Source organism: Thermomicrobium roseum DSM 5159 (assembly GCF_000021685.1).
GTDB lineage: Bacteria > Chloroflexota > Chloroflexia > Thermomicrobiales > Thermomicrobiaceae > Thermomicrobium > Thermomicrobium roseum.
In genome coordinates this window covers 465,768-489,536 of sequence record NC_011961.1, presented here as the reverse complement: position 1 = coordinate 489,536, position 23,769 = coordinate 465,768, and the positions used below count along the sequence as shown (strand labels likewise).

The window sequence follows — 23,769 nt, the reverse complement described above, 5'->3', positions numbered from 1 at the left end:
GCGTGCAACGCCGGCTACGGGGCGAAGACGAGCCGCCAACCTCGGCTGAGCAGTAACTGGCCGGTCTTCGCTCTCGCGTCCCCTCCCGGCCTCTCGAGAGAGAACGCGTCGGCCTCGTCCCGCGCCGAGTCGACGACGACCGCGTCGACCGCTCGCGGCCTGCAGTGCAGCGCGCCTCGCCCCTGAAACTGTCTGCGCGACGGCTCCTCACCCGTCTAAAAGCGTGAGATGCGCGTAGACGCTCACTCGACGCAAGGAGGATGCCGATGCTGGCCCGCGGCACGAGCCGGACGATGAGACGACCGATCCCCTGGCCACCCGCCTGGCTGCTGGCGAGCGCGCTCCTGGTCGCGCTCTCCGCGCTCCTCGCTTCTCAGCAGCCGCGCCTGACTGCCTGGCTAGTGACCCAGCCGGAGCCGCTTCGCCCGACGGTGATCGCGCAAACGAGCACCCACCTCGTCGCGCTCGATGCCCGCTCCGGCGAGGTGATCGCCGACCATCCTGGCGGCGCAGCCGTCCTGGCGGCGAGTCCCACTGGCGAGCGAGTGCTGGCCCTGACCGAGGAGGAAGCGACCGTTTATCGCTTCCCCGGTTGGACCGTCGAACACACCGTCGCGCTCGGCCCTTCCATGCCGCCGGCCCAGTCGCTGCCAGCCTTGCGCGAGGCATGGCCCCGTCCGGTCGTCGCACAAGTCTCGGCGGATTCCCGCTACGCCGCCGTCAGTCTCGTCTCGATGGGTACACCCCCTGCTTACCCCTGGATCCTCTGGGTCACGACTTTGGACCTGGAGCGGGGCACCTGGGCGAGCTGGGCCTTCCCCGTACCCGGCGCCCAGTACACCTACCTCGTCGCCGGCAGCGAGCATCTCTTCGTGGTCGCTCGCGACAACGCGGTCTCACGCTTGGACACCGTCGGGTCGGTCTACCAGCTCGACCCAGCCAGCGGCACGCTCCTGCAGAAGCGCGAACTCCGCTCGACCGACCCCGGATTTGCACCGTTCCCTGACGGCCCCGGCGGGCGTGTCCCATCGGTGGCTGGAGTGCGACTCAGCGGTTGCACGCTGGACGTCGTGACGGAACGGCTGGAGCTCTTCCGCTTCGACGCCGCGACCCTCCAGCTGATCGAACAGCGCCCACCGCTCAGCGCGGCGATCCTGACCTGGCAAGTCGCCTGGCTCGGTCCCGACCGGCTAGCCCTACTGACGCACACCGATGCGCTGGCCATCGCCGACCTGGCCGAGCGCACCCTCACGACCCGCCTCTCCCTCGAGGGGCTTGCCGGCGAACAGCTCGCCGGCGCCGACCCCGCAACCGACAGCGTGCTGCTCCTGGCCTACGACGAGAGGAGTCTGCAGGCCGCCGCGTGCCTCTTCCGCCTCACACTGACCGGGGAGCGCACCACACTGGCCTGCGGCCTTGACCTCAACCTCTACGAGCGCCGCTTCGCCCCAACGGGAGGGCTGTCATGACCCTAGGCACCCGGCGAAACCTGTTCCGGTGGCTCGTCGGCAGCCTCTTGGGGCTCGCAGGACACCTCACTGCTACCCCGATGGCTTCTGCCCAGCTCTCATGCAGTGACTGGCGCTTCTGCGGCCTCTGTGGCTGTCGATGCACCTGCCGAGGTGGAAGCGACGCCAGCTGCCCGAGCGGGAGCAGCCCTGGCTCGGCCTGGTGGGCCTGCTGTCGCGACTCCAGCGGGCGACTCTGGCTGGTTCGGTACCGCGACTGCTGTCGCCCGCGCCGACACAACGAGCCGCGCTGTCCGGACCCCCTGGTCCATTGCCCCACGGACTGTGCCTGCCAGCGAAACTGCCCACAGCCACACTGGTGTCCGACTGGCCAGTGTGCCGTGTGCACCCAAACGCTGATCGAGGCGCGTTGTTGAAGGCACGACGGTGACAGACAGCCGCTCCCGGCGGTCGATGGACGAGACCAGCGCGATCGACCCGGCCGAGCGCGCGACGAGCCGGCTTTCTGTTGCCTGTCTCGCTGACGGCTCCGCCGGCGACGACGCCAGCCCGGGCAGGCCCAGCGGGCAGGATACGCTCCGAAGCGCCCAGAGGGTCAGTGTCCATTCTTCCCACACGACCCGCCGAGTCCGTCTCTAACCAGCGCCACCTGTCTGCGTCGCAGCGGGAACTCCGTCGAAAAGAATCGAAAAGGCATCGACTCGAGGAGCTTCCCATGGCCCTCCCGCCGGCTCCACCTGCCCACTGGCCCAAGCGGCCACGCTCGCGCCGCGCCTGGCTCAAAGGCCTGGTCGCCGCCCTGCTCACCACCTGGACCCTGCTGCGGGACGAGCAGGACCTCGTCGCTCAAACCTCCTGCAGCCAGTGGCACCGTTGCGGCATGTGCGGCTGCCTGTGCTCCTGTCTCGGCGGCAGCGATTCCGCCTGCCCCTCGGGCACTCAGGAAGGCGGTGCGTGGTGGGCCTGTTACTTCTCCAGCGGGAGACTCTGGCTCGTCCGCTACCTCGACTGCTGCGGTCCGCGGGACCGGCGACCGGCCTGCCCCAGCGGCTGCTCCTGTAACCAGAACAACAGTTGCGGACAGTACCCGTCGAACCAGAACTGGTGTCCGAATCCGTCGACCCGAGCAGCCTACTGCACGCGCGCACAGGTGTGGTCGCAATGCTGATCGGTCTCCTCGTACCAACCGAAACCGGATGCTCAGAGAGCCAACGCTCGGAGGTCGACCATGCGTGACCGAACGCTTCCGACCGTATCGCCGCGACGGACGACCGGCCTACTGCTCGCCTCGAGCGCTGTCCTGCTAGTCAGCCTCATCGCCGCATCCCTGACCCGAATCGGTGTACCGTCGCGCTCGCTCCCCCATCTGGGTGCCGCACCGAACGCGATCGTCCGTCCCCTGGTTCTGCTCCCAGTCGGCACCACCGATGACCCGAGACTGGCCGCCCGCACGACCGGACTCGTTCTCGTCGATGCCCGATCGGGAGCGATTCTGGACCGCCACGCGGTCGCTGACTCGACCGAGGTCTTGAGCGCCTCTTTCGTCTCGCCTGGCGACCGCATCGTCTTCTACACCGGCGAGCACACGGGGCCGCACGCACGGCTCGAGGTCCGTCGCCTTCCTGGCTGGGATATCGAGTCCGTTGTCACGATCGAAGCCAGTATCCCGCCAGCCCGCGTGCTCGCTGAGCGCTTCCCCTCGATCAGCGCCTCTGACCCGACGCTCCTCGCGTTCGCAGCGGAACCGCAGGGACGGTGGGCTGCCGTCGCGTTCTGGTCGCTGATAACGCCCAAGCCCGACGGTCCATCCAGCCAGCTCGTGTGGGTGACCATGGTGGATCTCGAGCGTGCTGTGTGGGCGGGATGGGCTTCCCCGCTCCCCTCGAGCCAGGCAGCTTCGCTCGTCGCCCTTCCCGACCGTATCCTGGTGCTCGGCCACGAGCTTCGGACCTCGAGCCGGCGCAGTGTCGGCACGGTCGTCGCGCTCGACCCGCAGAGCGGCGAAGCGCTCGGCCAGCTGACCTTGGAGAGTGCTTCGACGACGGCCAAGCCGCTGGGAGAGGGACCGGACGACGAGCAAGCCACCTTCTCGACCGCGCTCGACCCCGTTCTCTGGAACGGCCAACTGTTGGTGGTGACCACCGACCTGGAAGCGTTCGTCATCGACCCCAGTGCGCTCACCGTCACCGCGCACTACCCACCGCTCGCGGACCGGCTCGTCGCCGCCGGACGACCCTTCATCACGGGAGATCGGCTGGTCGTCGGAGGTGGTGCAGTGCGCGTGATCGATATCTCGTCGTGGCGACTGCTGGCCACCCACCCCTTGCCGCAGATGCCGGAGACCTGGTGGATCGCCGCCGGCCTGGTCGACCAGGAGACGTTGCTCTTGACCGGCACACGCGAGGGCTGCCTGCGGCACCTGGATCTGGCGACGAGTCGTCTCAGCGCGCCGCTCGCGTGCGGCTTCCTGGTCGACTATCCTGCCCCGCTGTTCGGCTGGCCAGTCTTCTTCGCAGGCTCGAGCGGTCCCTGAAGAGACCGGTTCCAGAGAGGAGTTCTCCGATGCTCGCTCAATTTACTGGCCGCGCCGATGGCCGACCGGTCTCCCGCCCCCTCGTCAAGCTTCTCGTGCTCCTGATCGTCTCCTTTCCTGCTCTCGCCGCGACACCACTGCTGCGTCCGAACGATCGGCTGGCTGCCCGTCCCGAGCCTGCGCCTGCACTGATCCTCGCGCAGACGGCTACGCACTCGCTCGTACTCGACGCCCGCAGCGGCCAGATCGTCTCCCAACAGCCTGGCACTTCGGCGATCCTCGCCGCCGATCCTGGTGGCCGGCTCGTTCTCTCCATCACCTACGATCGGGTGACCGTCTCGCGCCTCCCGAGTTGGTCGACCGTCCATGTGCTTTCGATCGACTCGGAGATACCACCCGCTCAGGCAGTGCGACGCGCCTTTCCAGCTCTCGGTGACGACTCTCCTCGTCCCTACGCAGCCGAGGTCTCACCGGACGCCCGGTACGCCGCTGTCGGGTTCGTCTCGATGGCGCCGGAACCTTCCAGCTGGTGGATCCTCTGGGTCGCCACTTTGGACCTGGAGCGTGGCACCTGGGCGAGTTGGGCCCTCCCGGTTCCGGGTGCGCACTATGCGTACCTCCTCCCTGCCTCGAACCACCTCTTCGTCCTCGCGCGCGACAACGCTGTCGCGAACTTCGACACAGCTGGCTCGCTCTATCGCCTCGATCCCGACACCGGGACACTGCAGGGGCAGGTCGTGCTCCGCTCGGCCGAGCCCGGATTCGCGCCGATCGCGGGCACCGCTGCCGCACGCGTACCGGCGGTCACAGGAGCTCACCTGGGCACGAACACGCTGGCCGTCCTGACGGAACGCTTGGAACTATTCGTTTTCGACCCCACCACACTGCGACGAGTCGAGCATCGCGCTCCGATTTCGGCCGAGATCTTGGCACGAGAGATCGCCTGGCTCGACGACGACCGGGTCATCGCACTCACCCAGACGGAGGAGCTGGTTATGGTCGACCTCGCTAGCGCTACGATCGCGACACGCCTCCCGCTGTCCGGCCTCTTCGGAACGCAGCTCGTCGGTGCCGACCCAACGACCGGCGACGTCCTGGTCATGGGTTACCCGATCGCGAGCGAGCCGGGTAGCGCCTGCCTCTACCGCTTCGGACTCGACGGCACGCGCGACACGCTGAGCTGCGGTCTCGACCTGAACCTGTACGAGCGGCGTTTCGCGCGGACGGGACCGCTCTCATGACAGTGCGGACGCAGCGGACTCTCGTCCGAACGGTCACCGGAACCCTGCTGGCCCTAGCCAGCTGGTGGATCCGGCCGTCTGCCGCGCCCGGGCAACTTTCCTGCAGCGACTGGCGGTTTTGTGGCTTGTGCGGCTGCCGCTGCACATGCCGAGGCGGGAGCGATACCGCCTGCTCCAGTGGAAGCACCCCCGCGCGCGTGGTGGTCCTGCTGTCGCGATGCCAGCGGCCGCCTCTGGCTCGTTCAGTACCGCGACTGCTGTCGACCACTGCGCACCGGCGAGTCGAAATGCCCCAACCCTTTCGATGGGTGCCCCAGCAGCTGTGCCTGTGCACGGAACTGCCCGCAACCGCACTGGTGTTCCAGCGGACAGTGTGCCGTCTGTACCCAGACGCTCGTCGAGGCGCGCTGCTGAGTGCGGAGAAAAGCTCGCACTCCGTCCGAGCCGTCCAAGCCCAGTGCCGCCATCGAAGCGTTGTCCCAGCGACCGGCCACGGCGGGCGAACGCAAGCAGCCCGGGCAGGGACACGGGGATCCTGGCCGTCTGCCCATTTGGCAGCTGTCTGCAGCCAGCAGCGCGGACCGTCTAGAAGAGTGAAGACGAGCCAGGAGAGTGGACCGTGTCCGACATCACCCGCGCGCACCCGCATCGCACCGGCTACGGCAGCCGTCACAGCTTGCTCGAACGCCTCACCACCGCAATGGTCAGCGGTGTGGCCCTCCGGCACCCTCGACACGCCATCACCGCGAGTGCCGCTGCACTGGCCGTCAGCCTGTTCCTCGTCTTCGCGCTCGCCGTCCCCCGATCACCGGCGGGCCTGCTGAACACCGCGGGCAACGGGGCACCGGACCAGTCTCGACCCAGACTGCTAACGTTCGCAGCCGAACCGGCTGACGCCATGACTGGCATCTTCGGGAGCCGGCTCGTGCTCCTCGATCTCTCGACCGGTGAAGTCGTCGACTCTTACTCCGATGCCTCCGACGTGAGCGCAGCTGCACTCTCGCCCGCTGGTGACCTCGTCGTCCTCAAACGGCGCGAACTGGCTGGTGAGACGTGGCGGGACCGGCTCGAGGTCCGGCGCATACCCGACTGGTCGCTCGCAACAGTGCTGCCGCTCGACTCCGGGATTCCCCCGGTCCGCGCGCTGGCTCGAGAGTTCCCAGCGGCAGCCACGGAGCCTCCCGTCCTGCAGCGGATGGTGATCGCCCCCTCGGGCAAGTGGGCTGCCGCCTGGCTCACCTCGACGACCGGTAGCCTCCCCGGGGGAGGCGGCAGCTTCGTCACCTGGATCACCACGCTCGACCTGGCCGCTGGCAGCTGGGCCAACTGGGCGCTTCCCCTACCCGGTGCGCAAGCTGCCAGCCTGCTCGCGTTACCCGACAAGCTCGTCGTCATGAGTTCGGGGATCTCGTCGCCCCGGCAACCGACCGTCGCTTCGCTCCTCCTGGTCGATCCGGCGACCGGTCGCATCGAAGCCAGACAGGAACTCGCGCCGCTCGAGTGGACCGCCAAGCCAGCGCGGCACGAGTCGACCCTCGTCACCTACCCGAGCGCGCTGCCGCCAGCCCTGTGGGGTCCCCAGCTGGTGGTCGTGACCGAAGACCTCCAGGGTTTCGTCCTGGACGCGGAGACGCTGGCAGTCCACGCCCGCTACCCAGCACTGTCGGAATCGCGCCGCGTCGGCTGGCGGGCGAGCGTCGTGGGTGACCGGGCAGCCCTGGTGGGCCACGACGAGGTCATCATACTCGACCTCGTGCGGTGGTCGCTCGACCGGGCCTATCCGCTTCCCCAGCTTCCCGAGAACCTCTGGCAGCCAGTCGGGACCGATCTCGAGCGGGGCGTTCTCTGGCTTACCGCGACCAGCAACGGGTGTCTCTACCAGCTCTCGCTCGACCAGGGGACGCTCTCCGAGCCTTTACGTTGCGGGCTCGCCGCCGGCTGGCCGCACTCGACCGAAGGGTGGCCAGTCAGCAACGCGGAGACACCGTAAGCCGCCAGGCGGTCGAGGAGAGACCGCCGACCGGCTGTCTGGGAGAGACCTGCTCATGCGTCAAGAGAGTGAGAGTCCCGAAAGGATAGCGCCGACCATGACAGGATCCGAGCCCCCACCGAAAGCGCGGGTGAGCCACCCAGCCCACACACCGCCTAGCGGCGGGCCCACCCGACGCTCGTGGTTGCGCCGTGCGCTCAGCGCCATGTTCGCGACCGGGATTTTCCTCTTCGACCCGGAACCCGCCAGCGCGCAGAGCTGCAGCGACTGGTTCCGCTGCAACCAGCGGGGCTGTCTCTGCTCCTGTCTGGGCGGGAGCGACTCCAGCTGCCCGCCTGGAACGGTCAGTGGTACGAGCTCATGGTACATGTGTTGTTACGATACACGGCGGAACCGAGCGTTCATCGTCCGGTACATCGACTGCTGCACGACCGGAAGCGCGCCGCCATGTCCGACGGGATACCGATGCGCGAACGGACGACCTCAAAACAATTGGTGTGGAACAGGCAGCGTCGTGTGCACGCGAGCGGTTCTCGTCGGAACCTGCTGAGCTCTGGCCGAGCGAAAGGAGGCCCCTGATGCAACGATCCGACATGCGCGCTTGGGCACGCCCGCGTGCTGGTGCCGCGCTCGTGCTCGTCCTCCTGCTCGCGCTTGGGGCGGCGCTGGCGGCACGCGACCGGCTGGCCGTTGCTGCTCCCCCGGGCCAGGCGCTCTTAGTCTCGCTGGCTGGCCCAGCGGGGACGGAGATCGCCATCCTCGACCTCACGACCGGCGCCGAGCTGAACCGGGTGCCCCACCCGGACCGGGCCTACCGGGAGATCTCCCTCTCGCCGGACGGTCGCCGGGCAGCGGTCGTGCGCAGCGAGCCGGATACGCTGGCCGGCCAGGTGCTCGAGATCCGCTCGCTCCCCGATTGGACGCTGGAGGCCGTCCTGCCGCTCGGGCTGCAGGCTCCCCCGCTCGCTGACCTGGCGACCCGCGAGCCGGAACTGCTGGCCAACCCCTGGCTCGCCTCGGCCGCCTTTTCCGCTGACGGGAAGCTGGCCGCGCTCGCCTTCTACGGTGGGAGCGGTCCCATCCCCCAGCTCATCGTCACCGCCTACGATCTGGAGAAGCGAACATGGGCTTCCTGGGCGAAGGGCCTGGGCGGGACCAGTTACGTGTGGCTCTTCCCCAGCCGCGAGCGGTTGCTCGTGGTCAACCGCTCCGTCCTGCCGCAGTGGACCAACTCGTTGGGGGACGTCTTCGCCCTCGACCCGCAGACCGGCCGAGTGCTCGCCCAGCAGGCCATCCCGCGGCTGATCACCGCCTACCTGCCGGTACGCGGGCAGAGCGCGCCGAGCATGGCGCCCGGTCTCGCAGCCCCCGTGCTGGTCGGCAACCAGCTCTGGCTGGTCACTGACGACCTCGCACGCCTGATCCTCGATCCGCGCACGCTGGAGATCCGCTCCGCCGACCCGCCGCTCACCCGCGATCTGGCAGCGCAGTTCGTGGCACTCGCCGGTGACTGGCTGGTCGCGTTCTCCACGGAAGCCTCCGAGCTACTGGCCATCGATGCTGCTTCTTGGCAGCTGACCGCGACGCACCGGCTTCCGGAGGAGGGCTTCCCCTACCGCTGGCACCTGGTCGGTTCTGACCCGGCGCAGCACGCCGTGTACCTCGCTGATATAGCCGAGGGTTGCCTGTGGCGCTTCCCGCTCGACAGCGGGACACTCTCGGCACCGCTGGCTTGCGGGCTCTACCTGGAGTTTGCGTACGTCACCTACTATCACTGGCCGGCGTTCTCCCCGGGCACAGCTGCACCGCTGGGCGCGATTGGCCTGCTCCGGCACCTTCCCGAATCGCTCGCCGGCACCGCGACCGCCCTGCTCGCCGGTACCTTCCTCGTCGCCGCGCTGGGCAAGATCGTCTCCCTCGGGCGTCTCGCGCACCTGGTCGCGACCGTTTTGCCGCGGTTCCGCCGTTGGGCTCGCCCGGCTGCGCTCGGAACCGTCGCGCTGGAACTCCTCACCGGAGTCCTCTTGCTCCTACCAGGCACCCAGCGCGCTGGGCTCGTGCTCGCCGCGACCGCTCTCCTCGCCTTCACCGCGTTCGCCGTCGTCGGAGCCCGGCGTGCGCCGGGTGCGGACTGTTCCTGCTTCGGCAACCTGGTGCCCAGTAAGCTCGGCCGCGCCACCGTGCTCCGCAACCTGGTCCTGCTCGCGCTCGTCGCGGTAGGCTGGCCAGCGACGGCCGCGCCGTCCCCGCCCGATCTCGCCATCGCCGCCGGCCTGCTGCTGGCAGTGCTCGCGGTGTCGCGCCTCGTGGCCGCGGCGGCCAGTTTGCGCCGGCTCTCGCCGGGGACGGAGCCGCGGCATGCTGCCTGAGTGGGCCGTCACGACCAGCCTGCTCGGCGCTTGGCTCGCTCTCCTCGGGCTGGCAGTGGTCCTCGCCCGGCTGGCCCAGCGCCTCCAAGCGCTTCACCAGGTCGTCGCCAGCACGGTCGAGGCCGAACGCGAGCGGGCGCGTCTCGGCCAGCCGGTCCCGCCGCTCGCGCTGGCTGGCCCCGCGTCCGATCAGCTGATCCTCGGCGTACCCCCGGCGGCACCAGCGGTCGTCCTCGCTCTCAGTCAGCGCTGCCCACCGTGCGCGACTTTTTGGGAACGACTGGAAACGCTCGCAGCCTCACTCGCCGAGCGCGGCACGCTCATGGTGCTCGCTGTCCCGGAAAGCGATGCACCGGTGGGTGCAGCGCGCGTGCCACACCTCGTCGGCGAGGCAGCGCTGGCTGCACTCGGTCTCTCGAGCTTCCCGAGCCTCGCGGTCGTCGACGAGCGTGGTCACCTGCGGGGACGCGGGGTCCTCCGGAGCGTCGAGGAAGTCCCGGAGATCGTCAGCGTGCTCCTGCAGCCCCCGGTCGACACGGTGGGAAAGTCATGACTCTCTGGCTCGTCCCGCTCGCCTTGGCCAGCGGGTGTTCCGCACTCTGGTCGCCTTGAGGGTACTCGATGGTCGACGTGCTCGGCCCGACCATGGCAGAGCGACCACGCCGGTACGCCGTGGCGACCGCCTTCCTCCACGTACTGGCCAGCAGCGCCGGCGGTGCGCTGACCGGCGGGACGCTCGCACTGCTCGGCACGCTGCTCCTGCCAGCTGTGGTCACCACGCAGCGCCCGGCAGTCCTACTCGCCGCAGTGGTCACCGCCCTCGCGATGGCCGAGATGGTGACCGGCTGGCGGGGCCCGGTCTGGCGCCAGGTCCCGCCCGCACGGTTCCAGTGCGGTCCCCTCTTCGCGAGCGCAGCCTGGGGATTCGAGCTCGGCACCGCTTTCACCACCCGCTGGCCGACGCTCCAGCTCGTCAGCCTGGGTCTGGCTACGCTCCTGTCACGCGACCTCGTACAGGGTGCAGCCCTCTTCCTCGCGTTCGGCCTCGCGCGCGGTCTCGTCACTGCCGGAGCGGCGTATGCGCTGTGGCGGCCTCCTTGCCCGGTGGGTGCGCTCGGTGTCCTGAACCTGCAGCGGCTGGCACGAGCGGGACCAGTGGCTCTGGCTTTGGTCTGTGCAGGCCTCCTGCTGTACACTGCGCGTACGCCCCCCTGACCGGAGAGAAGGAAACCGAGCTATGCGGTCCAGCGTGACTCCAGCCCGGCTCAGTCTCGTCCTGCTCCTCGTCCTCCCGTCGCTCGGCTACCTGCTCCTCGACGACCGGCCGGCACCACCGCACCTCTTCCTCCACCGGATACCGCCACCGCTGCTCCACGCCGGCCGCCGGAGACGGCCACCGCAGGAACCCCCTGATCCCGCCGAGCCCGCTCAGCCAGAGCAATCCCCGTCCCGAAGCGCTCCCGACGACACCCTCTTCGCTGGTCTCTACGGCGAGCATGTGGAACACCTGCGAGCCTACTTGCGCCGCCTCGGTGTGCCGCCTTCCCTCCATGACGACCTGATCCAGGAAACGTTCGCGCGCGCCTGGGCAGCTCGCGCCCAGCTGCGCGACCGCGCAGCGCTGACCACCTGGCTCAACCGGATCGCCCAGCGCTGCTGGTTCGACTGGTTGCGCGCCCAACAGCTGGAGTATCGGGCGTTCGGCCGTGTACTCCGCGAGGCCTGCCCCCGAGCCGCCGAGGATTGGTCGGCCGACCGCCTGCTCGTGGAGCAGGCGCTGGCGAAGCTCCGCGACCGTGACCGGGAGATCCTCTACCTCCGCTGGGAGGCCGAGCTCGGGTTCGACGAGATCGCCGACCTCCTCGGTATCTCCCCCACCGCCGCCCAGCGCCGCGCGCACCGTGCGCTCGTGCGACTGCGGCAGGCGCTCGCCCAACGAGACCCAACGGGTGGCACCGGTGGTGCCCCCGCTCCCTCCTGAACGGCCGAGCGCTCCGGGCGTGTCGAGCCGGTGGCACAGTGGTAGTTCCCTCTACCAGGTCACATGTTACACTCCACGCACGGTCGGACGACCCGGATGTGGCGATGGATCGCCTGCACTGGCCACGTCGACAGGCTCCTCACACCCGGTGGCTGCTTCTGCTCGGTTGCGCTTTGGTCGCCCTCGGTCCGGCGCCGGCATCGGCGCATGTCCGCTGGTTCGTGCCGGAAGGCCTCCAGCTTCGCTCGCCGCAGTGGGAGCTCTTCTGGCGCTGGCCGACGCTGGCGGTCATCGGCCTCAGTGCGTTCCTCTGGGCGGGACTCCGGCTTCTCCAGCGGGCCCTGGGCACGCCGCACTGGCCGAATCCGCCGCTCCTCGCCAGCATGGAACCCTGCGCGACCCGCGTCCTCGCCCTCCACGCCGGTATCAGTCTCGTCTGGTTCGCGTATCAGCGAGAACTTTTCGTACCGTCGCTCGAACTCCCGAACTCGCTCCTCGGATGGGCTCTACTGGTCGCGACCGTCATCGTCGCCTTCACCTTCATTACTGCCCTTTTCGACCGGGCTGGCGCAGCTCTCCTCTTGCTCGTCTACCTGGCGGCCTTCGCTGTCTTCCCGCCGGTCGCTGTGCTCGAGCAGCTGCACTATCTCGGCATCGCGCTCGTCCTGCTCGTGCTCGGCCAGACGGTTCCGCCGCTCGGCGTCGCCAAGTATCTCGTCCGCTTCACGCGCTACGAGCGGCACGCGGTCACAGCGCTCCGGCTACTCACCGGTCTCGCGCTGGTCATCGTCGCCTTCTCCGAAAAGCTCCTCAACCCCGAACTGAGCAGCGCGTTCCTCCGGCAGTACCCGCACTTCAACGTCCTCCACAGTCTCTTCGGCTGGACCTGGGTCTCCGATCGCTTCTTCGGTGACCTTGCGGGTGTCGTCGAGGCGACCATCGGGATCCTGCTCATCACCGGTGTCCTCACCCGCGTCGTGATCCTCGCGATGTGGGTTCCGTTCAATCTCACGGTACCGCTATTGCCGCCGGTGGAGCTGCTCGGCCACCTGCCGATCTTCGGCATCATGTACCTGCTGCTCTTGTACGGCTCAGGAGTCGCGCCGCAGACAGCGTTCCGCTGGCTACAGCCCGCCCTGACTGGCGAACTCGCCGCTGCACAGCGCCGCCTCGCTGGGGAGGAAGAACCCTCATCGGGCGAGCCAGTGCCCGCTCAGGCCGCCTCGACTCCGAACTCCGGATCGAGGAGACCGAGCTCGGCGAGGACCAGCGCGCGGTGCTTGCAGTACCGGTAGTAGGCGCTACCCGGACAAGAGCAGAGGAGCTCGTCGTCGAGGATCGTCACCTCGTAGGCCACACCGGACCGGCTCGCACTCGTCACGGCCCAGTGACGCGGGTCGCCGTTCAGCCGGTAGGCGCGCACCCCTTCCTTACGGGCGCGTTCGGCCATCCGCTGCCAGATGGCGAGGTCGATTTCGCGCCAACTCGCGAGTGCTTTTCCTGAATTTTCCTGCATCGTGCCTCGCTACATGTTCTGTCAATCTCTTGCCCTCGGCAAGTGTAGCACAGGTCGGCTCGGTCGCCCGTTCGGTTCGTCGGAGACCGGCGAGCGAGTGCGCCGTCTCCGTGCACGGGCGGGTTCGTCGCGCGAGCGCTCTGGCTTCGGGATTCGCTCCTCGCTTCAGCGACACCGGGCTGCTGACATCGCGGTACGCCCGGGCTTCCCTGCTATACTGCCCACAGACAGCCTCCGGTTTGCCGGAGGAGGGTCTTCATCCGTCGCGAACCGAAGGAGGACGGGATGACCGTCGAACAGCGCCAGGAGTTCGACGTCGTATTCCTCGGTGGAGGGACCGGCGGCTACGTCGCAGCGATTCGCGCTGCCCAACTCGGCCTGAAGGTCGCTGTCGTCGAGAAGGACAAGGTCGGCGGGACGTGCTTGCACCGGGGCTGCATTCCGAGCAAGGCGCTCCTCAAGAGCGCGGAACTCCTCGAGCAAGCGCGTCGGGCCAAGGAGTTCGGCGTCATCGTCGGTGAGGTCGCGGGCGATTATCCGACCGCCTTCCGGCGCGCCCAGCAGGTGGTCGAGCAGCTCCACAAGGGGATCCACTTCCTCTTCCGCAAGCACGGCATCACGCTCATCCAGGGAGTCGGCCGGCTGACCCGGAATCGCACTGTCCTGGTCAACGGTGCCGAGGGCCAGCCCCAGGAGCTGCGTGGGCGTGCGATCGTGATCGACACTGGTTCTCGGCCACGAGCGATCCCTGGCATCCCATTCGACGGCGTCCGCGTGCTCAACAGCGACCACACCACGGCACAGATCGACTGGTACCCCAAGCGCGTCATCATCCGCGGGGGCGGCGCAACGGGTGTCGAGCATGCGACGGTCTGGCACGCCTTCGGGGCTGAGGTCACGCTGGTGGGACGTATCGTCCCCAACGAGGACGAGGAAGTCCAACAACAGCTCGTCCGAGCCTTCCAGCGCAAGGGGATCCGCATCGTTCCGGACTACCGCCCGACCGCCGACGACTTCGATATCACCGAGGGCGGTGTCCGGATGCGCGTACGCAAGAGTGGTACGCAAGAAGAGGTCATCGAGGCCGATGCGCTCTTCGTCGCGCTCGGCCGCGAAGGGAACATCGAGGAAATCGGGCTCGAGGAGCTGGGGGTCCGCACCAGGGACGGCTTCATCGTCACCGACGAGTATTTCCGCACGAACGTCGAGGGTATTTACGCCATCGGCGATGTGCTCGGTATCCAGCAACTGGCGCACACCGCGATGCACCAGGGGATCATCGCCGTCGAGCATATCGCCGGCGAGAAACCGCTCCCCCTCGATTATCACCGTGTCCCGATCGTGACCTACTGCCATCCGGAGATCGCGAGCCTCGGCCTGACCGAGCGGGAAGCCAAGGAGCAGGGTCGGGCGATCAAAGTCGGCAAGTTCCCCTTCCGAGCCAACGGAAAATCGCTCATCGAGGGGGAGACCGACGGCTTCGTCAAGATCATCGCCGATGCCGAAACGAACGATATCCTCGGCGTCCATATCATCGGCAATCACGCCACCGAGCTGATCGCCGAGGCCGCCTTGGCCAAACTGCTCGAGGCCACGCCCTGGGAGATCGGGCTCTCCGTTCACCCGCACCCGACCGTCTCCGAGGTGATCGGCGAGGCCGCGCTGGCGGTCGACAACCTGGCCATCCACATCTGACGCACGCCTACTCGACTCGTGGCGAGCTGGCGATAAATGAGCGCGTGAAGGGGATTCGATCACCATGTTCGGGGAGCGACATCGATGACCGCGATCGTCGAGGTCTTGAGCGAACTCCTGATCATCTTTCTCGCCGCGAAGTTCGCAGGGGAACTCTTCCTCCGCATGCGCCAGCCTGCGGTGATCGGCGAACTGCTCGCCGGGATCCTGATCGGCCCCTTCGCGCTCGGCCTGATCGGTGTCCCGGGTCACGAAATCCTGGAATTGTTTCATGAGGATCGCGAGGCTGCACGCGAGGGTCTCGCACTCGCCCTGGAGTCGATCGCCGAACTGGGCGTCGTCGTACTCCTGTTCTTCGTCGGGTTGGAAACGCGCCTGAGCGATCTCCTCCGTGTCGGCATCCGGTCGCTCGCGGTCGCTGTGCTCGGGGTACTCGGACCCTTCGCCGGCGGAACCGTGCTCATGCTGGCGTTGGGCTACCCGTCGATCGAGTCGATCTTCATCGGCACAGTGCTGGTCGCCACCAGTGTCGGCATCACCGCTCGCGTGCTGCGCGATGTCGGCGCCCTCGACTCGCGCGAGGCCCGCATCATCCTCGGTGCTGCTGTCTTCGACGATATCTTCGGACTCCTCATGCTCACCGTCGTCTCGGGGATCGCGGTCTCGGGCGAACTGGAACTCGGGCGCGTGCTCTGGGTTTCGGTCCTCGCACTCGGTTTCACCGCGCTCGTCGGTGGGCTAGGTGCGCTGGTGGTCCGGCGCCTCTTCCCCCCGCTGGTCGACCGGCTCCAGCTCGAGCATGCCCCGCTGGTGGTCGCACTCGCGCTGATGTTGGCCCTGGCGGCGATCGCCGCGACGATCGGTCTCGCCCCGATCGTCGGTGCCTTCCTGGCCGGTATGGCGTTGGCCGAGGTCGCCGAGCGCTACCACTTGCACGAACAAGCGCTCCCGATCTACACGTTCCTGGTTCCCTTCTTCTTCGTCGTCACGGGTGCGCGCGTCGATCCGCGGCTCTTCCTCCAAGGCGAGACGCTCGGGCTCGCCCTCGCGGTCACCGGAGTCGCCGTGCTCACCAAAGCGCTCGGAGCCGCGCTGGGGACGATCGGTTTTCCCTTGCGCTCGATGGCGGTGGTCGGCTTCGGCATGGTGCCGCGCGGCGAGGTCGGACTCATCGTCGCCTCGATCGGCCTGTCGCTCGGCGTGGTCGAGCGTCCCCTGTTCTCGGTCGCCGTCGTCATGTCGATGCTCACCACCCTCCTGACTCCACCGCTCCTGGTTTGGTTGCTTCGCCCGCTGATCGCCGCGCGCCGGGCTGAACTTGCCACCACCACCGGGCACGTGGAGGGAGCCACGTCATGAGGGGTCTCGGTCACGCCACATTGGCTGGTTTGGCCGGTGCCGTCGCTTTCCTTTTCGCTATGGCCGTCGATCTCGCGGTCCTGCGCCGACGGACCAACGATCTCCGGCTCCTGGCCGGGCTGCTTCCGGGAGGAGCTCGCTTTTGGCCGTTGCTCGGGACGCTCATGCACCTGGCCAACGGTGCAGCGCTCGGTGTCCTCTACGGGCGCCTGCGGCGTGTGTTTCCGTTCTCTGGTTGGCTCGCCGGATCGCTCTTCGCGCTCGCCGAGAATCTGGCACTCTGGCCGATCGTCGCGCTGCTCGATCGCGTCCATCCGGAAATCCGTGCTGGCCGCCTGGAGCCCTTCAACCGGCCGGTCCCGTTCCTCCAAGAAGTCTGGCGGCACCTGGCGTATGGCCTGACACTCGGCATCCTCTACGACCGCTGGCAGCGGAAGGAGGGCGAGCCGGCACCATGAACGCGGCGCTCCTCGCCCGGCCCATGCTCCTCGAACCGGTCCTGGTCGAGCGCCCCTGGGGCGACCAGCGTCTGGCGCGCTACCTCGGCAAATCGCTGCCGCATGGCGCGCGCATCGGCGAATCGTGGGAGACCGCGAACGAAGCCCGTGTCGCCAGCGGCCCGCTGGCGGGACTGACGCTCCGCGAACTCGTCGCGCAATTCGGGGCAGATCTCTTGGGCCAGCGCGGCATGGCAGCCAGTCAGCCGTTCGGCGACTTTCCCCTCCTGATCAAGCTGATCGATGCTGACGATGTGCTGTCCGTCCAAGTTCACCCTGATGACGAGCAGGCCGCAGCGCTCGGGCAGCGCGGCAAGACGGAAGCATGGCACATCCTGGCAGCCGAACCCGGAGCCGAACTGATCGTCGGACTGGCCGAGCTGCTCGATCCCCCGGCTCTCCGTCTCCACATCGCAACCGGCGAGCTGCCTCGGGTCCTTGCGCACTTGCCAGTCCAGCCTGGGGACACGGTCGTCGTCCCAGCCGGAACCCTGCACGCCATCGGCCCCGGGATCCTGCTGTACGAGATTCAAGAGCAGTCGGACATCACATACCGATTTTACGACTGGGGACGCGTCGATGCGCAAGGTCGAGGTCGTCCCCTGCATATCGAGGAAGGGCTCGCTGTCCTCCGCCCGGAGCGCCGTGCTCAGCGGACGCAACCCCTTCCGCTCGACGACTGGCGTACCGTCTTGGCTGCCTGCCGATATTTCCTCCTGGAGCGCTGGACGATCGCTGGCAAACGTGTGTTCACGCGCCAACCGGGCCAGACCCCCTCGATCCTCACCTGCCTGGAGGGCACACTGGCGATCCAGACCGACGGAGACGAACTCCACCTGGTGCGCGGCGAGACTGCGCTAGTACCCGCGAGCGTCGCATCGCTCGCGGTGGCTGGTCAGGCGACCGTGCTGGCGGCCAGCGTGCCCGACCTGCGCCAAGACATCGTCATCCCCCTCCGCGCCGCTGGCTACGACGAGGCCGCGATCGCCCAGCTCGCCGGTGACACCGGCGACCTCGCGCACGCACTGGCAGCCAGCGAACCTGGTGAGCGCCGCTCATAGCGCTCCCTCGCCAGCGAGCACCCCAGCACTTTCACCGGCGACCGACCGGCCAGGCTGACAACGCGAGTAGCCGGCGGACGGAGCGACCAGCTCGCTCGGCCGAGCGTGCCCACTGCCTGCGGCGCACGCTCCCTCGTGCACACGTCGCCACAAGGGCTGGTATACTCGTCCACGCACGCCCAGAAAGGCGCCGAACAGCGCTTGATACGCGGAAACGTTCACATTTTTGCAATATTGTGAACGGTCCCTGGTGGTACAAAACTCTGGTGCGTCGATACGCTTTCGCACGATCACGATGACATCGGGGCTGCGCGACAGACCGACAATAGTAGTGTCGTCAGAAGGGGGGATACGATGCCGGAACTCGAGCTGGACGACTATGCCCGACCGGAGACCGCGATCGCGGTCGCTGCGACCGCGCTGCTCCTCTCGCCACGCGTCCGCCGTGCCGTCCGCCGGGGGCTGGTCTACGCCGTCGCGGGCGGGTTGACCGCCATCGCCGGCGGGCAGGCCATTCTGCGGGGAGCACGCGACGGCTTCGTTGCGGCGCGCCAACGACTGCGACCGCAAGGGTCGATTGTCCAACCCAACTGACCGGGAGAGACGCATGCACGAACAGGAACGAGACGAGCAGGCTCGAGAAGCGCGCTCGCCCGACGATGTCGCAGCAGCGGAGCACAGAGAAGCTGAGCCGAGCGAGCGGGCATCCCCAGAGCGTGACGGACAACCGCGACGCACGCGGGTCGGCGAGCCCGGCACACCCGGGAGTAGCGCGCGGACGCGGCGGGAGGCTCCGCGCGAACGAGCCACGGTCACCGCGGAACCGTCGACGCAGGTTGCCGAGTCGGTGGCGCCCTCGGTTCCGCCAGCAGTCGCCCACGCTGAACAGCTGGTGGACACGGCCATTCTCTGGGCCGCCTCGCTCGGCACAGTGGTGGGTCGCCGTCTTTTGAAGACGCTCGTGCGCACCAAGGAAGAGCTGGAGGACGTGTTGGCCGAGGCGGAAGCGCTCCGCCAAGCGTGGCAGCGCGGGCACCAGCCAACTGATCGATCGCGCCAGTCCACGGACGCGTAGTCAGGATAGAGCTTCAGCGCGATGAACCGACCACGCATTCGGGTACTGCACCAGTTACCCGGCCGGGTGCGTTTGTCGCTCGATCCGTACCCGCCGGATGGCGCGCTCGCACAGGTGCGTCGTCTTCCCGGTATTCTCGCGGCGACCGGGAACGCGTTGACCGGCACGTGGTTGCTGCGCGTCGATCCGGCGCTGTGGAGCACCGAGGCGCTCCTCGAGGAACTCGCGCAGCGCCTCGACCAGTCCGATCGCGCGGCGAGCTCCGGCGAGGCGGACAGTGAGCGACCCGGCGACACGGCGAGCGCACGCTCGAGGCGTGTGCGCGTCGAGCATGCGGTGACCCGGCAGGTCGGGACGGTCAGCCGGCGACGCCTCCGCCTGGCCGTGCCCGGTCTGGAGGGGAACCCGCACCTCGCGCAAGCCATCGAGGACGCACTCGGCCGGCTCGGGGCGGCGGTCGTGCGCGCCAGTGCCTTGACCGGACGCGTCCTCGTCGAGCTCGACGAGAGCATCAATCTGAGCGAGGTCATCGCCAGCATCGCGGGACTCGATCTCCCCGAGCTGCCGCCTAGCGCTCGACGCGTCATTTCCCCTTTCGACCAGGACCTCCTCACCTACGGGATCGTCCGCTCAACCGGCACGGCGCTCGCGCTCGGGCTCCTCGTCGCCCGCCAGTTGCTCGGTCGACCAGCCGCCCTGACCACGAGCCCGGTCCCCTCGCTGATCGCCGACGCGTTGACGGTACTCCGCGGCTTTCCCACGCTGCGCGAAGGGATGCGCCGACTCCTCACGCCGATCGGCGCGGACATCGCGACCAGTTCGCTCGGGATCGTCACCCAAGCGCTCGCTGGCCAGCGGATCGGTCTCTTGGTGAGCTTCCTGGAAGCGCTCCGCTTGCTGACGGTGCTCTTGCCCTGGCAGCGCGCGTGGCAGCGGTACGAGCGGCAGTTAGCGGAGAGTAGCCTGCCGCACCCCGGCGCGACTGCGCGCGTCAGCCCTGGCTCGCGCCTGCCACTGCCGGCCGTGCTCGAGGATGGCGAACTCCTGACGCTCTCGCCAGCTGGTACGGTCGAGCACCGGACACGCGGCCAGACCGTCGCCGCTGGCTCGTTCGTCCTGTACGGTCAGGCGATCGTCCGCTATCGAGCTGTCGAACCGGGCGCAGCCTGGCGACCACGCCCGACTCCTCTGCCGGCGCTCACCCAGCGCTACCTCGACCTGATCGCACCGCTCGCCCTGGGAGCGGCCGCCGTCAACGGCCTGCGCGCTGGATCCCTGGCGGCAGCTGGCCGCGCACTCGTCCTGCTCAATGCCCGACCTGCCCTCATCGGCACCGAGATTGCCGACCTCGGCGCCGTGGCCCGCGCCTTGCGGGCCGGCACACTCGTGACGCGCCTCGCCCCCGGTCGGCGTCTCGTCCGCCCTTCGGTGATCGTCCTCGATCACCCGCTCCTCCTCAGCGACGGCTTCGAGCTCGACACCGCGATTTCGCTCGACGATGCACTCTCGCTCGACGAACTCCTCGAGTGCAGCGCGCGCCTGGCACTCGAACAACGACTGCCCTTCGCCAGCGCCTTCCCGCTCCCGACGAATGGGCGCCGCAATGGCCTCCGTGACTGGCGTCGTTTCGAGTTGACGGGAGCGAACGGAGCAACCCATCCAGTCGCCCAGAAACTCCTCGAGCGCGGCAGCCTGCCCGTGCTCCTCTGCGAGCGCGGCTGCGGTCGCGTCGCCGGAGTCATCGCGCTCCGACCGTGTCTTTCGGCGGCAGGGCGCGAGTTAGTGAGCCGCTGCCGGCAGCAGGGTATCCGCGTGCTGGTCCGCGGAGCGCCCGACACGCGCCTGACCTGGTTGGAAACCGTCGGCGTCGAGGTCCTGGCTGACTCCGATCCCGCGACCACGATCGCTGGACTGCGGCGCTCCGGTCAGCGCGTCTTCTACGTCGCCGATCATCTGGGCAACCCGAGCGCTTTCCGAGAAGCAGACCTCGGGATCGGTCTCCAACCCAACGGTGTCGTCCTCGACTACCCGGTCGACGTCCTGGCCAGCGACCTTGCGGCCGTCATGACGCTGCTCGACATCGGAGAGCGGCGCGATCAGGCTGTACGCGACACGACGCTCGTCTCGCTGGCTAGCAACCTGGCTGCCCTGGCACTCGGCTTCGGTCTGCCGGTCTCGCCGACGCTCGCCGCGATCCTCTTGGGCGGCTCCGCTCTGCTCGCGATCGTGCTCAGCTGGGTCCGCTTGTGGGGCCAGCCCCCGTCCAGCGTTGCCCCCGTCTACGTCGATCCCGAGCCGGAGCGCTGGGGCGATCGTGCACCGGACGAACTCTTCCGCGAGTTCGCCACCAGCCCGCACGGCCTGTCGGCCAGCGAGGCACTGCGTCGACTAGCCATCGAGCCGAGCGACTCCCAGCTCAGCCCGTGGGTCCAGGCTGCGCTCGAGCAGCTCAGCTCCCCGCTGGTCGCCATCATGGCGGCTGGCGCCGCCCTCTCCCTGGCGGTCAACGCCCCGCTCGATGTCCTGATCATCGTTGGGACGATCGCCGTCAACACGCTCCTCGGCACCTGGCAAGACGTGCGGGTCGCCCGCGCGACGAGCGAGTTGGCCCGGCTGACGGAAACCACGGCACGTGTCCGCCGCGACGGTGACGAGCAGCTCATCCCGGCGAGCGAACTCGTTCCCGGTGACATCGTCCTCTTGCGCTTCGGCGACCTCGTGCCGGCCGATGCCCGCCTGATCGAGACCAACAATTTCGCCGTCGACGAGTCGGCCTTGACTGGAGAGTCGATCCCGGTCCAGAAGGACGCTGCCGCACGCGACGAGCGGGCAGTCGTCCTCGCTGGCAGTGCCGTCGTCTCCGGTACGGCGGTCGCCGTCGTGGTAGCGACCGGTCCCCGGACCCGCTTGGGAGCACTCCGTCGCTCGTTGGAGCTCAGCGAGGAGAACCGGGATCATCTGACCGAACGACTCGCTCAGTACACGCGCCTTTCCTTACCGATCTCCTTTGCGACCGCGGCAGCTGTCACCTTGAGCGGCATCCTACGCGGGCTTCCGCCGGCGGCACAACTGGGCCTGGGTGCCAGCTTGGCGATCGCCGCCGTACCGGAAGGCCTCCCGCTCCTCTCGCGCGTCGCCCAGGCCGCGACGGCTCGCCGTCTCGCGCGGAACGGCATCGTCGTGCGCCGGCTCTCGGCGGCCGAAGCGCTCGGCCGCGTCAGCATCGTCTGCGTCGACAAGACCGGCACCCTGACGGCTGGCAAGCTCTCGGTGACCCATATCTTGACCAGCGCCGGGCTCGAGTCGCTGCCCGGGCAGCTCAGTGAGCTGGCCCGCCGAACACTGACCAGCGCGGCGCTGGCGAGCCCGCCTCCTTCGCGGAGCGACGCCTTCACCCATGGCACCGATGCAGCGGTCCTGCGCGCCGCGCTGGAAGCCGGCTTGCGCGACCGACTGGACGTCCCCCGCGACCAGGAGCTTCCCTTCGAATCGACCCAGCCGTATCACGCCGTGCGGATCGGTGGCACCGCCTACTTCAAAGGAAGTCCGGAAGTCCTGCTCGACCGCTGTCGCGCCTGGCTCGCAGCGGACGGCAGCCTGCAGCCGCTCGACGACGCGCGGCACGCCGAACTCGCCGATCACCTCCTCAGGCTCGCTGGAGCCGGCCTGCGCGTCCTGCTCGTCGCCGAGGCCGATGGGTCGGTACGGCTGGAGGACCCGACCGATCTGCGTCTCATCGGCTTCCTCGGGCTGAGCGACCCCCTGCGACCCACCGTCCCCGATGCGGTTGCGCGCTGTCGCCGGGCAGGTGTCCGCGTCGTGATGATCACCGGCGACCATCCCGCTACTGCCTCCACGATCGCGCGAGCCGCTGGTCTGACCGAGGACGAGCGGGTGATCACCGGCGCCGATCTGGCCAGCCTGAGCGACGAGCAACTGGCCGAGCGTCTCGAACAGGTCCCGGTGATCGCGCGCGCCACGCCGCTGGACAAGGTCCGCATCGTCCGTGCCTTGCAAGCCCGCGGACACGTCGTGGCGATGACCGGCGATGGCGTCAACGACAGCGCCGCGCTCCGCTTGGCCGACGTCGGCATGGCGATGGGTTGGGGAACCGAAGTCGCTCGACAAGCCGCTGACCTCATCCTGATCGAGGACGATTTCGCCGCCCTGGTCCAAGCCTTGATCGAGGGGCGGAGCTTCTGGAGGAACATGCGCCGCGCGGTCGCCTTACTGCTCGGGGGCAATCTCGGTGAGCTCCTCCTGATGGGCATCCCGTCGCTCCTCGGTGCGCCGGCACCGCTCAACACGCGCCAGGTCCTCATGGTGAACCTGATCACCGATGTCCCCCCGGCGCTCGCCATCGCACTCCAGGGTCCGCGCTATCAACGGTTGGAGCAACTCGCCCGCGAGGGAGAGACGGCCCTCGACCGGCCGCTGCGCGTTGACGTGTTGCGTCGGGCGGGGGCGACCGCGGTCCCCGCTGCCCTCGCTTATCTCTGGGCGATGACAGCCAGCCCCAGCGCTGCACCAGCCGTTGCTTTCACTGCCCTCGTCGCAGGGCAGCTCGCCCAAACGCTCGAACTCGGCCTGAGCGGGGCTGGCCTGACACCGAGCCTCCTGACCGGAACTGCCCTTTCGGGCGCTGTCCTGGCGGCGACCCTGATCACACCACCGTTCCGCGCGCTGCTCGGTCTCCCGGCCCTGACGCCGGCGGGGTGGCTCGCCGCCGGCCTCAGTACGGTGGCAGCAGTCGCGGCGAGTCAAGCTATCGCGCAGCTGGTTCCCACCGAGGCAGAAGCGAGTTCCCCCAGTGCCCGCCCGGCTCCCATTTCGCAACCCGCCTGACCTCTCTGAGGAGCATCCGCTGCGCGAGTACGAGCGGTGTGCTCCACCCGGCCCGCGAACGGTCGAGCGACTTTTACGAGACCGCAAAAACTCCCCGGCACTCACCCCTTACCATCGGAGTGTGAGTCGGGGAGGTGA

General features: G+C 68.5%; 20 protein-coding genes and 1 pseudogene. 20 read left to right on the top strand and 1 reads right to left on the bottom strand.

Annotated elements, in window-relative coordinates:
• The first annotated feature begins 293 nt into the window (after positions 1 to 293).
• The 13 genes and pseudogenes from TRD_RS11445 (at position 294) to TRD_RS15015 (ending at position 12,878) form a co-directional block, all read left to right on the top strand.
• Positions 294 to 1,469, top strand: coding sequence for a hypothetical protein (locus tag TRD_RS11445; protein ID WP_226980740.1), 1,176 nt, complete (start codon positions 294 to 296; stop codon positions 1,467 to 1,469).
• On the top strand, positions 1,466 to 1,885 hold the full coding sequence (locus tag TRD_RS15400) for a methylamine dehydrogenase light chain (protein WP_143714794.1): 420 nt from the start codon (positions 1,466 to 1,468) through the stop codon (positions 1,883 to 1,885). The genes TRD_RS11445 and TRD_RS15400 overlap by 4 nt, the downstream gene beginning before the upstream one ends.
• 299 nt (positions 1,886 to 2,184) lie before the next feature.
• Positions 2,185 to 2,637 (top strand): methylamine dehydrogenase light chain, encoded by a 453-nt coding sequence (locus tag TRD_RS14725; RefSeq protein WP_143714793.1) that lies wholly within the window; start codon positions 2,185 to 2,187, stop codon positions 2,635 to 2,637.
• Between the two features lie 60 nt (positions 2,638 to 2,697).
• Positions 2,698 to 4,002, top strand: coding sequence for a hypothetical protein (locus TRD_RS11440; protein ID WP_012643240.1), 1,305 nt, complete (start codon positions 2,698 to 2,700; stop codon positions 4,000 to 4,002).
• A 29-nt stretch (positions 4,003 to 4,031) separates the two neighbouring features.
• Positions 4,032 to 5,243, top strand: coding sequence for a hypothetical protein (locus TRD_RS11435; RefSeq protein WP_012643131.1), 1,212 nt, complete (start codon positions 4,032 to 4,034; stop codon positions 5,241 to 5,243).
• A pseudogene (locus TRD_RS15395) lies at positions 5,240 to 5,464 on the top strand (hypothetical protein); the annotation flags it as partial. The gene TRD_RS11435 and the pseudogene TRD_RS15395, both read left to right, overlap by 4 nt.
• 398 nt (positions 5,465 to 5,862) lie before the next feature.
• Positions 5,863 to 7,233 carry a hypothetical protein gene (locus TRD_RS11430; protein ID WP_012642461.1) on the top strand — a complete coding sequence of 457 codons (1,371 nt, stop codon included), beginning with the start codon at positions 5,863 to 5,865 and terminating at the stop codon, positions 7,231 to 7,233.
• 55 nt (positions 7,234 to 7,288) lie between these two features.
• Entirely contained in the window at positions 7,289 to 7,783 is a 495-nt protein-coding gene (locus TRD_RS15390; protein WP_143714790.1) for a methylamine dehydrogenase light chain, read from the top strand.
• Between the two features lie 28 nt (positions 7,784 to 7,811).
• Positions 7,812 to 9,602, top strand: coding sequence for a MauE/DoxX family redox-associated membrane protein (locus TRD_RS11420; protein ID WP_012642748.1), 1,791 nt, complete (start codon positions 7,812 to 7,814; stop codon positions 9,600 to 9,602).
• On the top strand, positions 9,592 to 10,155 hold the full coding sequence (locus TRD_RS11415; protein ID WP_012642620.1) for a hypothetical protein: 564 nt from the start codon (positions 9,592 to 9,594) through the stop codon (positions 10,153 to 10,155). Before TRD_RS11420 ends, TRD_RS11415 begins: the two co-directional genes overlap by 11 nt.
• Positions 10,156 to 10,223: 68 nt before the next feature.
• Complete coding sequence (locus TRD_RS11410) at positions 10,224 to 10,817, top strand: hypothetical protein (protein ID WP_012643071.1); 594 nt, start codon at positions 10,224 to 10,226, stop codon at positions 10,815 to 10,817.
• Between the two features lie 22 nt (positions 10,818 to 10,839).
• The gene (locus TRD_RS13925; RefSeq protein WP_012642852.1) at positions 10,840 to 11,583 is read left to right on the top strand and encodes an RNA polymerase sigma factor; all 744 of its coding nucleotides are present in this window, start codon (positions 10,840 to 10,842) and stop codon (positions 11,581 to 11,583) included.
• A gap of 104 nt (positions 11,584 to 11,687) precedes the next feature.
• On the top strand, positions 11,688 to 12,878 hold the full coding sequence (locus TRD_RS15015; protein ID WP_041437309.1) for a hypothetical protein: 1,191 nt from the start codon (positions 11,688 to 11,690) through the stop codon (positions 12,876 to 12,878).
• On the opposite strand, the gene TRD_RS14385 is transcribed toward TRD_RS15015, so the two are convergent.
• On the bottom strand, positions 12,797 to 13,099 hold the full coding sequence (locus tag TRD_RS14385; protein WP_081433489.1) for an SWIM zinc finger family protein: 303 nt from the start codon (positions 13,097 to 13,099) through the stop codon (positions 12,797 to 12,799). The two genes, TRD_RS15015 and TRD_RS14385, sit on opposite strands and share 82 nt — an antisense overlap.
• A gap of 285 nt (positions 13,100 to 13,384) precedes the next feature.
• On the opposite strand from TRD_RS14385, the gene lpdA reads away from it, so the two are divergent.
• The 7 genes from lpdA to TRD_RS11365 all read left to right on the top strand — a co-directional run bounded on the left by lpdA (position 13,385) and on the right by TRD_RS11365 (position 23,631).
• Positions 13,385 to 14,794, top strand: coding sequence for a dihydrolipoyl dehydrogenase (gene lpdA / locus TRD_RS11395; RefSeq protein WP_012642715.1), 1,410 nt, complete (start codon positions 13,385 to 13,387; stop codon positions 14,792 to 14,794).
• An 84-nt stretch (positions 14,795 to 14,878) separates the two neighbouring features.
• Positions 14,879 to 16,153 carry a cation:proton antiporter gene (locus TRD_RS11390; protein ID WP_012642712.1) on the top strand — a complete coding sequence of 425 codons (1,275 nt, stop codon included), beginning with the start codon at positions 14,879 to 14,881 and terminating at the stop codon, positions 16,151 to 16,153.
• Positions 16,150 to 16,611, top strand: a complete 462-nt coding sequence (locus TRD_RS11385) for a hypothetical protein (RefSeq protein WP_012642468.1) — start codon at positions 16,150 to 16,152, stop codon at positions 16,609 to 16,611. The genes TRD_RS11390 and TRD_RS11385 overlap by 4 nt, the downstream gene beginning before the upstream one ends.
• Entirely contained in the window at positions 16,608 to 17,711 is a 1,104-nt protein-coding gene (locus TRD_RS11380) for a type I phosphomannose isomerase catalytic subunit (RefSeq protein WP_012643180.1), read from the top strand. Before TRD_RS11385 ends, TRD_RS11380 begins: the two co-directional genes overlap by 4 nt.
• 354 nt (positions 17,712 to 18,065) lie before the next feature.
• Complete coding sequence (locus TRD_RS11375; RefSeq protein WP_012643195.1) at positions 18,066 to 18,305, top strand: hypothetical protein; 240 nt, start codon at positions 18,066 to 18,068, stop codon at positions 18,303 to 18,305.
• 13 nt (positions 18,306 to 18,318) lie between these two features.
• Positions 18,319 to 18,786, top strand: a complete 468-nt coding sequence (locus TRD_RS11370; protein ID WP_012643121.1) for a hypothetical protein — start codon at positions 18,319 to 18,321, stop codon at positions 18,784 to 18,786.
• 21 nt (positions 18,787 to 18,807) lie between these two features.
• Complete coding sequence (locus TRD_RS11365; RefSeq protein ID WP_012643013.1) at positions 18,808 to 23,631, top strand: cation-translocating P-type ATPase; 4,824 nt, start codon at positions 18,808 to 18,810, stop codon at positions 23,629 to 23,631.
• The last annotated feature ends 138 nt before the right edge of the window (positions 23,632 to 23,769 follow it).